Consider the following 13,165-nt stretch of genomic DNA (forward strand, 5'->3'; position numbering starts at 1 on the left):
CGACGCGCCGTCGCACGGCCGACCCGGGGAGAGCCGACGATGTCCACCGCCGTACTGACCGACCGTCAACGCCTCGCCGTGCAGGCGTACCTGCGCCTCCTCCACACCGTGCGGGCCGCGTTCGACGGTCCGTCGGACCCGCAGCGACCACCCGTGGTCCCGGCCGCCGCCCTGGCGGAGGCGGACCGGGCCCTGGCGGAGGCGGGGCTCGCGGGCACCGAGGAGGAGTTCTTCCGGCTGCTCCGCGACTGGTGTCCCTGACGGCTCAGAGGTGGGGTACGACGACGGCGGTCGCGGCCAGGCCCCGCCCCACGGTCCAGCGGCCGTCGAAGACCTCGACGCGCAGGCCGTCGACGAGCGGGCCGGGGACCAGGAGCCGAGCCCGGAAGCCGCCGTAGAGGTCCGCGCCAGTGCCGGGAGCGATCTCTATGTCCGCCTCCAGGAAGTCAAGCCACCTCCCGGTCAGGGGGAACCACGCCTTGTAGACGGACTCCTTGGCGCTGAACAGCAGCCGGTCCCAGTGGACGGACGGGTGGCTGCGGGCCAGGCCGCGCAGCCGGTTCTGCTCGGTGGGCAGGGCCACCGTGTCCAGGACGCCGTCCGGCAGCCGGTCGTGCGGTTCCGCGTCGATGCCGAGCGAGGCCACGTCGCCGGCGCGGACCAGCGCGGCGGCGCAGTAACCGTCGCAGTGCGTCATGCTGCCGACCAGCCCCTCCGGCCAGCGCGGCGCCCCGCGCTCACCTGGCAGGACGGGCTGCGGCGGCACCCCGAGCTTCTCCATGGCCTGTCGTGCGCAGCCCCGGACGGCGGTGAACTCCCGGCGCCGCTTCTCGACGGCCCTCGCTATGACCGCCTCCTCCTCGGGGTAGAGGGGGACGCCGGCGCCGAGCGCGTCACGGCCGTGCGCCTCCACGACCGCGACCGACCCCGGGAGCAGCTCCTCGATCACCTGCTTGGACCTCCATCGGAAGAATGCGGCGGAGCCTTCCGGGCGGCTCCGGGCGCGGACGCCATTCGCGGGGGTAGCCCACCGACACCTCTTCGAAGCGGACGCCGTCGTGGTGGGTGGTCCGCGGGATGTGCAGATGGCCGTAGACCATGCACGCCACCCGGAAGCGGTGGTGCCAGTCGGCGGTCAGCCGGGTGCCGCACCACATGGCGAACTCGGGGTAGCGCAGGATGTCGGTGGGGTGGCGGTGCAGCGGATAATGGTTCACCAGCACCGTGGGCAGTTCGCCGGGGATCTCCGCGAGTCTGCGCTCGGTCTCGGCGACGCGGGCCCGGCACCACGCGTCGCGGCTCGGGTAGGGGTCGGGGTGCAGCAGGTACTCGTCGGTGCACACGATCCCGGTGCCGTGCGCGTACTCCAGCCCCTCCGCCTTGGTCGTGCAGCCCCGCGGCAGGAACGAGTAGTCGTAGAGCAGGAAGAGCGGCGCGACCGCCACCGGACCGCCCGGCCCCTGCCAGACCGGATAGGGGTCCTCGGGCGTCGTGACACCGAGGCTCCGGCAGACGTCGACCAGGTGCTCGTACCGTTCCACCCCGCGCAGGGTGACGGTGTCCTTCCGGTGGGTCCACAACTCGTGGTTGCCGGGCGCCCAGATCACCTTGCGGAAGCGGTCGGCGAGCAGGCCCAGGGCCCAGCGGATGTCGGCGACGGTCTCGGCCACGTCGCCCGCCACCAGGAGCCAGTCCGCGTCCGAGGTGGGGCGCATCCGTTCGACGAGGGTGCGGTTCTCGGGGTATCCGACGTGCAGGTCGCTGACGGCGAGCACCTGTCCACGGCCTTCCGTCGACTTCACTCTCGCCCCTTTCGCGAACCGGACGGAGACCACAAGAGCACATCGGACCGCGGCCGGACAAGGCCGACCCGCGTCCCGGGCCCCAGCCGCCGCGGAAACCCCGGGACCACGGGTGCGGGCGTCCGGCAGGACCACTCTCGCCGCGCCGACGGGGCCGGGTCCGATCCGTAACACGCGCGTAGCAGTGGAAGTGCCCGAGAGGGCCTATGATCGCCCCAGCACATCCGCCACGGGCGTTCGCCCGCGTATGCGGTTCGGTGCACCTCCCTCTCCCCTGGCCGGGCTCGGCCTGCTCCGCCCTGCCCGCATACCCTGAAAGGCGGCCTGCATGGTCTCTCGCGTACGCGTCTGGCTCAACCGCACGTACGCGGAGAACGTGTTCTTCATGGATCAGCTGCGGAGAAATCCCAGCGACCGGGCCGTCGAGATCCACGCCACCCACGGCGACGCCGACTCCCCGGTCCTGGCCGCCGCCGACAGCGCCGACCTGGAGCCGGAGGGCCTGTCCCCGGCCGCGTACGTCGAATACGCACTCGACCAGTGCAGGCGCCGCGGCATCGACGTGTTCGTGCCCCGGCTGCAGCAGGAGGCGATCGTCGCGCACCGCGCCGAGTTCGAGGCGGCCGGTACGGCGCTGCTGGCGCCGCCCGCCGAGGCGGTGTCGGTGTTCCAGGACAAGGCGACGGCGTACCAGGCCGTGCAGTCGATCGGGATCCCGGTGCCGCCGTGGTGGCGGGTCACCGATGAGGACGAACTCGTGGCCGCCGTCGAGGAGTTGGAGGCCGGCGGGGACAAGGCGTGCTTCAAGCCGGCGGCGGGCGCGGGCGGGGTGGGCTTCCGCGTCGTCACCCGCGCTCCCTTCTCGCTCGCGCACCTCAACGGCTTCCCCGGCCCTTACGTTCCGCTGGACATGGTCGTCCGGGCGGTGCGCGAGGCCGCCGAGCCCGTCGACTGGCTGGTGATGCCGCGCCTGGAGCAGCCGGAGGTGTCGGTCGACTGCCTGACCGGGCCGGACAACCGGATCCGTATGGCGGTGGGACGCACCAAGAACGGCCGCCGCCGCGGCTTCACCCTGGACGAGCGGTGGCTGGAGCCGGCCCGGCGGCTCGCGGAGGGTTTCGGGCTGCACTACCTCTCCAACATCCAGTTCCGCATGTACGGCGACGAGCCGGTGCTCCTGGACGTCAACACCCGGCCGGCGGGCGGGCTGCACCAACTGTCGCTGTGCGGTGTCAACGCCCCCTGGGCGGCAGTGCAGTTGGCGCTCGGCGAGGACCCGGGCGAGGTCGTGCCCCCGTTCCTGGGCACGGACTACACGGTGGTGTCGGGACCGCGCCCGCTGCGTCCCGTGTCGCTGCCGCAGCCGCGCGTGGAGCCGGCGCAGGCCCCGGCGCTGCCCGCGGTCCCGGTCGGCCCGGTGGAGGTCGCCACGGCGCAGACGGCGGCGCAGGCCCTGCCCCTGTAGGCCGTCCCCCGCTCCGAACGTCACTCGGCGCGCCCGTCAGGGGGCGCGCCCGCTCACCGGTATGGACCAATCCGCGCGGAAGCCTTGACAGCGCGATTGGTCCATACCAACTTGGTTGCGCACCCTTCTGCACTCCCCTGCACTCCCCTGCACTCCCGAACCCCCCATTTCCTCCAGGGAGATCGTGTGCGCACACTTCTCAGACGTTCCCGACGTGCCTTCTTCGCACTGGTCGGCTCCGCGGCCCTGGCCCTGGCCGGGGCGGTGGCACTTCCCGGCACCGCCCACGCGGCCAACATCCTGTCCAACCCCGGTTTCGAGTCGGGCAGCCTGTCGCCCTGGTCCTGCACGGGCAATCTGGGCTCGATCGTCTCGAGCCCGGTGCAGAGCGGCTCCAAGGCGCTTGCGGGCGCGGTGAGTTCGAGCGACAACGCGCAGTGCACCCAGACCGTCCCGGTCCAGCCGAACACCGCCTACACCCTCAGCGGCTGGGTGCGCGGCTCATACGTCTACCTCGGGGTGGACGGCGGCGCCTCGACCTGGACGACCTCCCCGTCGGCGTACAGCCGGCTCTCCGTCCCCTTCACCACCGGCGCCTCCCAGACCAGCGCCACGATCTACGTCCACGGGTGGTACGCGCAGGGCACGTACTACGCCGACGACATCAGCCTGGAGGGACCCGGCGGCGGTGGCGGCTCGGACACCCAGGCGCCGACCGCGCCGGCCGGCCTGACCGCCAACGGCAAGACCTCGTCCGGCGTGTCGCTGTCGTGGTCGGCCTCGACGGACAACGTCGGGGTGACGGCGTACGACATCTACAGCGGCTCCAACCAGGTGCTCAGCGTGTCGTCCACGAGCGCCACGGTCGGCGGCCTGTCCCCCAGCACGTCGTACACCTTCACGGTGAAGGCGCGCGACGCGGCGGGCAACGTCTCGGCGGCCTCCAACGCGGTGAGCGTCACGACGGACGCGGGCACCGGCGGCGGCACCGGCTTCAAGCAGGCCGCGCCCTACCTCTACCTCGGCTGGGGCGACCCGCCGAGCGCGACCTCGGTGATGAGCGCCACCGGCATCAAGTGGTACACGATGGCGTTCATGCTGGACTCCGGCGGCTGCAACCCCGCCTGGGACGGCAGCCGTCCGCTCACCGGGGGCACCGACCAGTCCGTCATCAACCAGATCCGCTCCGCGGGCGGTGACGTCGTCCCGTCGTTCGGCGGCTGGCAGGGCAGCAAGCTCGGCGCCAACTGCTCCTCCGCGAGCGCACTCACCGGGGCCCTGCAGAAGGTGATCGACACCTACGGCCTCAAGGCGATCGACATGGACATCGAGAACTCGGACGAGTTCGAGAACGAGGCCGTCCAGGCCAAGATCCTCACCGCGCTGAAGACCGTCAAGGCGAACAACCCCGGCCTGAGGACCATCGTCACCTTCGGCACCTCGACGACCGGCCCGACCTACTACGGCAACCGGCTGATCGAGCAGGCGCAGTCCCTGAACGCCGGCATCGACGTCTTCACCGTCATGCCGTTCGACTTCGGGGGCGGCTCCGACATGTACGGCAACACCGTCAACGCCGCCGAGGGCCTGAAGGCGAAGCTGAAGTCCACGTTCGGCTGGGACGACGCGACGGCCTACTCCCACATCGGCATCTCCGGGATGAACGGCCTCAGCGACCAGCAGGAGACCACGACCCCGGCGATCTGGACCCAGATCCGCGACTGGGCGAACTCCCACCACATCGCCCGGCTGGCCTTCTGGTCGGTCAACCGCGACCGGCCGTGTGCCGGCGGCGGCGTGGTGAGCAACTGCTCGGGCATCGACCAGGGCACCTGGCAGTTCACGTCCGTCACCGCCGGGTTCACCGGCTGAGCGTCGCGGGTGGGGGCTCACGGTCGCATGCGACCGTGAGCCCCCGCCCGGCGGCCGGAGAGTGCGCCGCTACCCGAGGTACGCCAGGCCGGGATGGACCGCGGTGTACCCGTCCACGAGCCGGCGGGCCACATGCACGGAGTCGACGAGCGGATGCAGCGCGAACGCCTTCACCGCCGTCGCCCGGGATCCGGACTCCGCCGCGGAGAGCACCTCGCGCTCGACCGCCTTCACCGCGCACACCAGGCCGCTCGCGTGGCCGGGGAGCGGATCGACCGCCACCGGGTGCGCGCCGTTGGCGTCGACCAGACACGGGACCTCGACGACGGCCTCCGCGTCCAGGACCGGGAGGGCGCCGCGGTTGCGCACGTTGAGGATCAGCGTCGTGCGCTCGTCGCGGGCGATGGCACGCATCAGGGCGAGGGCCACCTTCTCGTAGCCGCCGGAGAGGTCCTCGGCGTCGCGGTCGCCGGCACCGGCCGTGCGACGGTTCTCGGCCATGTACGTCGCCTCGCGTTCGGCCCGGGTGCGCTCCCAGGCCGCAAGGGCGGAGACGCCGGGGCGCTTCGCCTCCTCGTAGAACCGGGCCTGCTGGTCGCGCAGGAAGGCGCCGCGGGTCTTCTCCGCCTCGCGGTAGGCGCGCACGGTCTCGCGGCTGAAGTAGTAGTAGTGCAGGTACTCGTTCGGGATCGCGCCCAGGGACCGCAGCCACTCGGGGCCGAAGAGCCTGCCTTCCTCGAAGGAGCCGAGCAGGTCCGGTTCGGCCAGCAGACGCGGGAGTTCGTCGCGGCCGGCGACACGCAGTCCGCGTACCCAGCCGAGGTGGTTGAGGCCGGCGTAGTCGATCCACGCCTCCCGCGGATCCACGCCGAGCGCGCGGGCGACGCGACGGCCGAGACCGACCGGTGAGTCGCAGATGCCGATGACGCGGTCACCCAGGTGGCGGGACATGGCCTCGGTGACGAGACCGGCCGGGTTGGTGAAGTTGATGACCCAGGCGTCGGGGGCCAGTCGGGCCACGCGCCGGGCGATGTCGACGGCGACGGGCACGGTCCGCAGGCCGTACGCGATGCCGCCGGCGCCGACCGTCTCCTGGCCGAGGACGCCCTCGGCGAGCGCCACCCGCTCGTCTTCCGCACGCCCCTCCAGGCCACCGACGCGGATCGCGGAGAACACGAAGTCCGCGCCGCGCAGGGCCTCGTCGAGATCGGTGGTGGCCCTCACCTCGGGTGCGTCCGGGACGGGCGCCGCCTGTTCGGCCAGGACACGGGTCACCGCGGACAGCCGCTCGGCGTCCAGGTCGTGCAGCACGACGCGGGTGACCCGGCCCTCGGCGCGGTCCCCGAGGAGCGCCCCGTACACGAGCGGCACCCGGAACCCGCCGCCCCCCAGAATCGCCAGCTTCACGCCCGCCCCTTTCCCGTCACGACCACCTGGGCGCCCGTCGGCGCCCGCCTCCATCCTGCCCCGCCGGCGCACGCGGACGTGATCCGGCGGCCGGACACACGGCCGCGTGTCCGGCCGCCGGATCGACGGCGGCCGCTGAACGGGTCCGGAACAGACCTGGAACGAAAGGGGAAACGGTGACCCGGGGTGCCGATGCGTGGTTCTATTCCAACTCCATCTTCATCGACGTGGCAGGTGCATGATGAAACGGCAACTGTTCGCTCTCGCCGCCCTGTCGGCGGCCTGTACCCTCGGTGCGGCCGCCTCGTCGGCGGCCGCAGAACCGGTCTGGCAGGAGACCGGCACGGCGTACGTCGACTCGCTGACCGGCGGGCAGGGGCTCGCCAGCCGCGCGGACGGCTCGCTGCTGTACCGCGGCCTCCTCTCCGTCCCGCTGGAGCTGCGTCTGAAGGGCTGGAACCACGTCGGTGACCCGGACATCGCCCAGGGCCACGTCTTCGACGCCTACCAGGGCCCGGACACGGCGACCTCGAAGATGTTCGCGGTGACCACTCCCGCCGGACAGCGCTACACGTACGAGCACCCGCTCGACCCCGGGGAGAAGCTCAACAACTCCTTCGCCGCCGTGTCACCGGACGGGCAGTGGCTGGTGGGGGGCGAGTGGGGCGACCAGAACCGGCTCCAGGTCTTCCCCGCTCCGCTGCTGAACCCGTCCACCCCGCGCACGGGCGGCACCCTGCCGGAGGCCGGGCAGATCACGCTCGACAAGACCGTGCGCGACATCCAGGGCTGCGACTTCGTGAACGACACCCGGCTGCTGTGCGCCTCGGACGACGGCTCCCGGACGCTCTTCCCTCAGGACCGGCCGCTGCTGCAGGTGGACCTGCCGCACCCGTTGGACGGCGGGCCGGTCACCGGTCGGGTGACGAGCCTGTTCGCGCTGCCGCAGCGCAGCGTGTGCACCGGGACGTTCGAGACGGAGGGCGTGGACTACGACGCGGCGGGCGGCACGCTCCGCGTCGAGGTGGTCCAGCCGGGCGTGTGCCAGATCGCGACCACCGTCCACGCGTACCGTCAGCAGTAGCGGATCAGGCGTAGAACCGCGACAGGCTCTGCAGGACGGCGGCGGGCTTTCCGCCGCCGTCGATCTCGATCGTGCCGTCGACAGCGATCTGCACCCCGCCCGGCACCTCCTCGACGGAGGAGAGCCGGGCGGTCAGCCGGATGCGCGAGCCGACCTTCACCGGTGCGGGGAAACGCACCTTGTTCAGGCCGTAGTTCACCTTCGTGGACACGCCGTCGACCTCCAGCAGCTCGGTGAAGAGCGGGATGAAGAGGGACAGGGTCAGGTAGCCGTGCGCGATGGGGGCGCCGAACGGGCCCTCGGCGGCCCTTTGGGGGTCGACGTGGATCCACTGGTGGTCGCCCGTGGCGTCGGCGAAGGTGTCGATCCGCTCCTGGGTGACCTCGATCCACTCGCTCGTGCCGAGATCGTTGCCGGCCATCTTCCTGAGTTCGTCGAGGCCGTTGACCTTGATGCTCATCTTCTACCGTTCCTCACTGGGGAGATCTGTGTCGGAGACCTGCGCGCCGCTGCCGTAGCGGGAGCGGACACGGGCCTTGAGGAGCTTTCCGGAGGCGCTGCGCGGGAGTTCGTCCGCGATCACCACCGACTTGGGGATCTTGTATCTGGCGAGCCGTCCGGCGAGCGAGGCGATGGCCTCGTCCGGGCCGAGCGTGGCGCCCTCGCGGAGGACGACGACCGCCCGTGGCACCTCGCCCCACGTGTCGTCGGCGACGCCGATGACCGCGCACTCGACGATGTCGGGGTGGGCGAGGAGCTGGTCCTCCACCTCGGCGGGGTAGATGTTCTCCCCGCCCGAGATGATCATGTCCTTCATGCGGTCGACGATGAAGACGTACCCGTCCTCGTCGATCCGGGCCGCGTCCCCGCTGCGGAACCAGCCGTCCGCGAACGCGGCCGCGGTCTCCTCCGGCAGCCCCCAGTAACCGGACATGACATGCGGTCCCCGCACGATGACCTCGCCCGTCTCGCCGATGTCCACCGGGGTGAGGTCGGGCCGTGCGACGCGGACGTCGCTGAAGAAGTGCGGCACGCCGGCGGAACCCGCCTTGCTCACCGCGTGCTCGGCGTCCAGGAAGAGCGTGCCGGGCGCGGCCTCGGTCATGCCGTAGCCCTGGAGGAAGGTGAGACCGCGCTCCTGGTACGCCGCGATGAGCGGGGTCGGCACGGGCGAGCCGCCGCAGGTGAGGATGCGCAGACTGGACAGGTCGGCCGTCGCCCAGCGGGGGTGCCGCGCCATCCGGTCGAACATGGTGGGCACGCCGAACATGAAGGTGATCCGGTGGTGTGCGATCAGGTCGAAGGTGGCGTCCGGGTCGAAGGACCCGGTCAGGACGCACGTTCCGCCCTTGAGCAGGACCGGCAGAGTGAGCATGTTCAGCCCGGCCGTGTGGAACAACGGGGCGGAGACCAGGGCGCGTTCGTCGGCGATCAGGTCGTGGTCGACGAGTACGTTGAACGCGTTCCACACGAGGTTGCCGTGGGTGAGCACGGCGCCCTTGGGGCGGCCGGTGGTCCCCGAGGTGTACATGATGAGGCAGGTGTCGTCGAGGGTGACCGGCTGGTCGATCGGCTCGTCGCCCGCGTCGGCGAGCCACTCCTCGTAGGCGGCGCCCACCTCCACGCAGATGCGCGCGCCGGTGCCGCCCGGCGGGCCGGCGCCGGGCCCGGCCGGGGAGGGCGCGTGGACGAGGGCCCTGGCGCCCGAATCGGCGAGCTGGTAGGCGATCTCCGGTTCGGCGAGACGGTTGTTGAGCGGCACGAAGACCGCGCCGAGCACGCCCGCCGCGAAGAGCGTCTCCAGGTAGGCGGGGTGGTTGGGGCCCAGATAGGCGATCCGGTCGCCGGGGCGGACGCCACGGGCGCGCAGCGCGTGCGCGAGCCGGGTGCAGCGCTCGCTCAGCTCCGCGTACGTCACGCGCGTGTCCCCGTGGATCAGGGCCGTGCGGTGGGGGGTCTTGCGGGCCCGGCGTGCGGGCCACGAGCCCAGTCCCTCATTGCGCATCCCACACGCTCCCTTACGGTGTCGTCAGCCCGAGCAGCCGGGCGGCGTTCTCCTTGAGAATCTTCGGCCTGACCTCGTCCTTGATCGGCAGCTTCGCGAATTCGGCGAGCCAGCGGTCGGGGGTGAGGACGGGGAAGTCGGAACCGAAGAGGACCTTGTCCTTCAGCAGCGTGTTGGCGTACTGCACGAGCTGCGGCGGGAAGTACTTCGGCGACCATCCGGACAGGTCGATGTGGACGCCCGGCTTGTGCGTGGCGACCGCGAGCGCCTCGTCCTGCCAGGGGAAGGACGGATGCGCCAGGATGATCTTCAGCTGCGGGAAGTCGGCGGCGACGTCGTCGACGTGGAGCGGGTTGGAGTACTTGAGCCTGATGCCGCCCCCGCCGGGCACACCGGCGCCGATCCCGGTCTGGCCCGTGTGGAACAGCGCGATCGTCCCGGTCTCCTCGATCACCTCGTACAGGTCGTACGCCACCGAGCGGTCGTTGGGGAAGAAGCCCTGGATGCTGGGATGGAACTTGAAGCCCTTCACCCCGTACTCCTCGACCAGGCGGCGGGCCCGCCTGACCCCGGCCTTGCCGCGGAAGGGGTCGACGGAGGCGAAGGGGATGAGGACGTCGGGGTGGGCGGCGGCGGCCTCGGCGACCTCCTCGTTGGGGACGGGCTCGGTTCCGGTGGCGGACTCGGCGTCGACCGTGAAGATCACGGCTGCCATCCTGCGCTCGCGGTAGTAGGCGGCCGTCTCCTCCAGGGTGGGCTTGCGCTTGCCCTCGACCTTGAAGTACGCGCTGGAAGCGTCCTGCAACGCGTCGTCCAGTGAGGACACCCCCTTGGAGGAGACCTCGGCGTGCGTGTGGACGTCGATCGCGACGAGTTCGTCGAGGTCCATCACGCCTCCGGGGACTTCGGTGCGGGAATTCCGACGGTCTGCGGCTCCGCGCCGACCGAGGTGGCCCAGACGTCGGCGAGAGCCTGCGGGCTCCAGCCGCCGTCGGCGTAGGCCGCCCGGATCTCCTGCGGATGGGACCAGAGTGTCACCTTGTCCCCGCCGATGCCGATGGCCTGGCCGGTGACACCCCGGGCGGCGTCCGAGGCGAGGAAGGGGACGAGGGCGGCGCAGTCCTCCGGGGTGCCGAAGCCCTCGCCGCTGCGCAGGAAGCCGGGCAGCGGCTCGCCGTTCTTCATGGCCTCGATGTAGGGGGCGAAGGCCGGGATGGTCTCCGTCATGGCGGTGGCGGCGACCGGCACGATCGCGTTCACGGTGATGTCCGCGCGGGCCAGTTCCATGGACCAGGTGCGGGCCATGGCGGCGATGCCCGCCTTGGCGGCGGCGTAGTTGGTCTGGCCGAAGTTGCCGCGCTGTCCCGCCGGGGAGCCGACCAGGATCAGGGTGCCGCCCTCGCCCTGCTCGCGCATGCGTACGGCGGCGGCGCGGGCGCAGGTGAAGGTGCCCCTCAGATGCGTGGTGATCACCGCGTCGAAGTCCTCGTCGGTCATCTTCCACAGCACCTTGTCGCGCAGGATGCCGGCGTTGGTGACGAGGATGTCGAGCCGTCCGAACTCCTCGACGGCGCGGGAGACGAGCCGGTCGGCGGCCTCGGCGGTGCCGACCGCGACGACCTCGGCCACGGCCCTGCCTCCCGCCGCGGTGAGGGACTCCACGGCCTGCTGGGCCACGGTCTCGTCGACGTCGTTCACGATCACGGAGGCGCCATGGGCGGCCAGAGCGTGGGCATAGGCCAGTCCGAGGCCACGGCCGCTGCCGGTGACGACGGCCACCTTGCCGGTGAGATCGATGCTGGGCACGGGAGGGTCCCTTCAGGACGGGTCGGCCGCCGGCACCGGCTGGTGCTCCGGCGGCGGGCTACGAGATAGAAGCTAAGAACAATCATTGTCGTCGTCAATAGTTGTTGCCGTTGGCTTTGTGCGGCATGCTGAAGGACAGCAGATACGCACCGCCTCCACGCGAGGCCCCGGCCCAGGGAGTCCGTCATCGCCGGCCAGCAGCACGCCCCGACCTCAGTACCCCTCGACGCCCGGGAGCCGTGGATGCGCGGGCTGCACTCGGACACCGGGTATCTGCTGTACCGGCTCGGCCTGCGCTCCGGCCAGCTGTTCAACGCCTTCCTCCAGGCGTCGGGCCTGCGGCTGCGCCACTACGCGCTGCTGCGCTTCCTCGCCACGGCGGACGGCGCGCTCCAACGGGAGTTGAGCGCCTCCCTCGGCTACGACCCGAGCGCGATCGTGGGTCTCGTCGACGACCTGGAGCGCCTCGGCTTCGCCGAACGCCGCCCCTCCCCTGACGACCGGCGCAGCCGTATCGTCGTGCTGACGGAAGCGGGCCGGGCCTTTCTGCGCGACACCGACGAGGCGAGTCTGCGGGTCACCAACGACCTGCTCGGGCCCCTCGGCCCCGCCGAGCGGGAGGTGCTGCACACGCTGCTGGAGAGAGTCGCCGAGACCGGGCTCGGGTGACGCCGTGCCGACGGCCGACGCCCTACCGCCGACGAGGGGGCGGACCGACCCGGCGCCGCGGGCTGCCGCGCGCTCGGCACCCGGTCGGCTGCTCGCGGTGCTCGCCGCCTTCGACCACACCCACCCGGCGCTCGGCCTGACCGACATCGCCCGGCGGGCCGGGCTCACCCTCACCACCGCGCACCGGCTCGTGGGCGCGCTGACCGAGTGGGGCGCGCTGGAGCGGGACGCGGACGGCGTCTACCACGTGGGTCTGCGGTTGTGGGAGATCGCGGCGCTCGCCCCGCGCGGGCTGGCGCTGCGGCAGGTCGCGCTGCCGTATCTGGAGGACCTGTACGAGGCCACGCACGAGAACGTGCAGCTCGCGGTGCGTGACGGCGCCGAGGTCGTGTACATCGAGTGGATCTCCGGGCGTTCGGCCGTCGGTGTGCACATCCGTGTCGGCGCCCGCTGGCCGCTGCACGCCACCGGGGTGGGGCTCGCCCTGCTGGCCCACAGCGAGCAGGCGTTCCAGGAGGAGTACTGCGACGGTCCGCTGGCCGCGTTCACCCCGTACACCCTGACCGACCCGGGGCGCCTGCGCCGGCAGCTGGCGGAGGTGCGGCGCACCGGCACGGCGGTGAGCAGCCGCCAGATCACCGAGGACGCCCTGTCGGTGGCGGCCCCGGTGCACGGCCGGAACGGCACGGTGGCCGCGGCGGTGTCCGTCGTCGTACCCCACCTCGGCGCGCAGGTACCGGCCCTGATCCCGGCGGTGCGGCTCGCGGCGCGGGGCATCTCACGGGCACTGGGGTGGCAGCCGGGGCGGCCCTAGACGCGATACCGGCGACTTCGGTGTTTTCGGGGCGTGGGGTGAGGTGTGCCAAGGCCCGGACAGTGAGGTCGCCGGCAGGCGAGCGGGTGTCGGATCGGATTGCGTTTGCGGCCAGGGCCTGCCGTTCGGATCAGGCCGGCTGCGGGTCCGGGCGCCTGCCGGCCGACCGGAGCGGGGTCTACGAGGGCATCTCGAAGCGTACGAGGACGATCTTGCCGCCACGGCCGACGGCCGGCTCGGC

13 protein-coding genes are annotated in these 13,165 nt (G+C 71.9%); 6 read left to right on the forward strand and 7 right to left on the reverse strand.

Annotated elements, in window-relative coordinates; genetic code table 11:
- Nucleotides 1-39 precede the first annotated feature (39 nt).
- Nucleotides 40-261, forward strand: a complete 222-nt coding sequence (locus ACFYMU_RS16065) for a hypothetical protein (RefSeq protein ID WP_388373176.1) — start codon at nucleotides 40-42, stop codon at nucleotides 259-261.
- 4 nt (nucleotides 262-265) lie between these two features.
- On the opposite strand, the gene ACFYMU_RS16070 is transcribed toward ACFYMU_RS16065, so the two are convergent.
- Nucleotides 266-949, reverse strand: coding sequence for a 4'-phosphopantetheinyl transferase (locus ACFYMU_RS16070; protein WP_388373178.1), 684 nt, complete (start codon nucleotides 947-949; stop codon nucleotides 266-268).
- Nucleotides 894-1,802 carry a metallophosphoesterase family protein gene (locus ACFYMU_RS16075; protein WP_388373180.1) on the reverse strand — a complete coding sequence of 303 codons (909 nt, stop codon included), beginning with the start codon at nucleotides 1,800-1,802 and terminating at the stop codon, nucleotides 894-896. The genes ACFYMU_RS16070 and ACFYMU_RS16075 overlap by 56 nt, the downstream gene beginning before the upstream one ends.
- A 328-nt stretch (nucleotides 1,803-2,130) precedes the next feature.
- On the opposite strand from ACFYMU_RS16075, the gene ACFYMU_RS16080 reads away from it, so the two are divergent.
- Entirely contained in the window at nucleotides 2,131-3,267 is a 1,137-nt protein-coding gene (locus ACFYMU_RS16080; protein WP_388373182.1) for an ATP-grasp domain-containing protein, read from the forward strand.
- 186 nt (nucleotides 3,268-3,453) lie between these two features.
- Complete coding sequence (locus tag ACFYMU_RS16085; RefSeq protein WP_388373184.1) at nucleotides 3,454-5,139, forward strand: carbohydrate binding domain-containing protein; 1,686 nt, start codon at nucleotides 3,454-3,456, stop codon at nucleotides 5,137-5,139.
- A 69-nt stretch (nucleotides 5,140-5,208) separates the two neighbouring features.
- Here ACFYMU_RS16085 and ACFYMU_RS16090 read toward each other — a convergent pair whose 3' ends face one another.
- The gene (locus ACFYMU_RS16090; protein ID WP_388373186.1) at nucleotides 5,209-6,546 is read right to left on the reverse strand and encodes a 6-phospho-beta-glucosidase; all 1,338 of its coding nucleotides are present in this window, start codon (nucleotides 6,544-6,546) and stop codon (nucleotides 5,209-5,211) included.
- Nucleotides 6,547-6,787: 241 nt separating this feature from the next.
- Here ACFYMU_RS16090 and ACFYMU_RS16095 point away from each other — a divergent pair, with 241 nt between their 5' ends.
- Complete coding sequence (locus ACFYMU_RS16095) at nucleotides 6,788-7,630, forward strand: hypothetical protein (protein WP_388373520.1); 843 nt, start codon at nucleotides 6,788-6,790, stop codon at nucleotides 7,628-7,630.
- A 4-nt stretch (nucleotides 7,631-7,634) separates the two neighbouring features.
- Here ACFYMU_RS16095 and ACFYMU_RS16100 read toward each other — a convergent pair whose 3' ends face one another.
- Genes ACFYMU_RS16100 through ACFYMU_RS16115 form a run of 4 tightly spaced genes read right to left on the reverse strand, consistent with a single transcriptional unit; the run spans nucleotide 7,635 to nucleotide 11,441 of the window.
- A complete protein-coding gene (locus ACFYMU_RS16100; RefSeq protein ID WP_388373188.1) occupies nucleotides 7,635-8,090 on the reverse strand; it encodes a MaoC family dehydratase in 456 nt (151 codons plus the stop codon).
- A 3-nt stretch (nucleotides 8,091-8,093) separates the two neighbouring features.
- A complete protein-coding gene (locus tag ACFYMU_RS16105; RefSeq protein WP_388373190.1) occupies nucleotides 8,094-9,635 on the reverse strand; it encodes a long-chain fatty acid--CoA ligase in 1,542 nt (513 codons plus the stop codon).
- Between the two features lie 13 nt (nucleotides 9,636-9,648).
- Entirely contained in the window at nucleotides 9,649-10,524 is an 876-nt protein-coding gene (locus ACFYMU_RS16110; protein ID WP_388373192.1) for an amidohydrolase family protein, read from the reverse strand.
- Entirely contained in the window at nucleotides 10,524-11,441 is a 918-nt protein-coding gene (locus ACFYMU_RS16115; protein ID WP_388373194.1) for an SDR family NAD(P)-dependent oxidoreductase, read from the reverse strand. The genes ACFYMU_RS16110 and ACFYMU_RS16115 overlap by 1 nt, the downstream gene beginning before the upstream one ends.
- A gap of 243 nt (nucleotides 11,442-11,684) precedes the next feature.
- Here ACFYMU_RS16115 and ACFYMU_RS16120 point away from each other — a divergent pair, with 243 nt between their 5' ends.
- Nucleotides 11,685-12,110: a MarR family winged helix-turn-helix transcriptional regulator gene (locus ACFYMU_RS16120; RefSeq protein WP_388373196.1), complete on the forward strand. Its 426-nt coding sequence runs from the start codon at nucleotides 11,685-11,687 to the stop codon at nucleotides 12,108-12,110.
- A gap of 4 nt (nucleotides 12,111-12,114) precedes the next feature.
- Nucleotides 12,115-12,924, forward strand: a complete 810-nt coding sequence (locus tag ACFYMU_RS16125; protein WP_388373198.1) for an IclR family transcriptional regulator — start codon at nucleotides 12,115-12,117, stop codon at nucleotides 12,922-12,924.
- Nucleotides 12,925-13,165: the final 241 nt, after the last annotated feature.

It is taken from the genome of Streptomyces sp. NPDC007264 (genome assembly GCF_042869095.1).
GTDB lineage: Bacteria > Actinomycetota > Actinomycetes > Streptomycetales > Streptomycetaceae > Streptomyces.

What these genes read in the sequence shown, in the direction of transcription:
- ACFYMU_RS16065 (WP_388373176.1), top strand. Translation starts at nt 40, where the DNA reads ATGTCCACCGCCGTACTGACCGACCGTCAACGCCTCGCCGTGCAGGCG.
- ACFYMU_RS16100 (WP_388373188.1), bottom strand. Translation starts at nt 8,090, where the DNA reads ATGAGCATCAAGGTCAACGGCCTCGACGAACTCAGGAAGATGGCCGGC.
- ACFYMU_RS16120 (WP_388373196.1), top strand. Translation starts at nt 11,685, where the DNA reads ATGCGCGGGCTGCACTCGGACACCGGGTATCTGCTGTACCGGCTCGGC.
- ACFYMU_RS16080 (WP_388373182.1), top strand. Translation starts at nt 2,131, where the DNA reads ATGGTCTCTCGCGTACGCGTCTGGCTCAACCGCACGTACGCGGAGAAC.
- ACFYMU_RS16110 (WP_388373192.1), bottom strand. Translation starts at nt 10,524, where the DNA reads ATGGACCTCGACGAACTCGTCGCGATCGACGTCCACACGCACGCCGAG.
- ACFYMU_RS16095 (WP_388373520.1), top strand. Translation starts at nt 6,788, where the DNA reads ATGAAACGGCAACTGTTCGCTCTCGCCGCCCTGTCGGCGGCCTGTACC.
- ACFYMU_RS16105 (WP_388373190.1), bottom strand. Translation starts at nt 9,635, where the DNA reads ATGCGCAATGAGGGACTGGGCTCGTGGCCCGCACGCCGGGCCCGCAAG.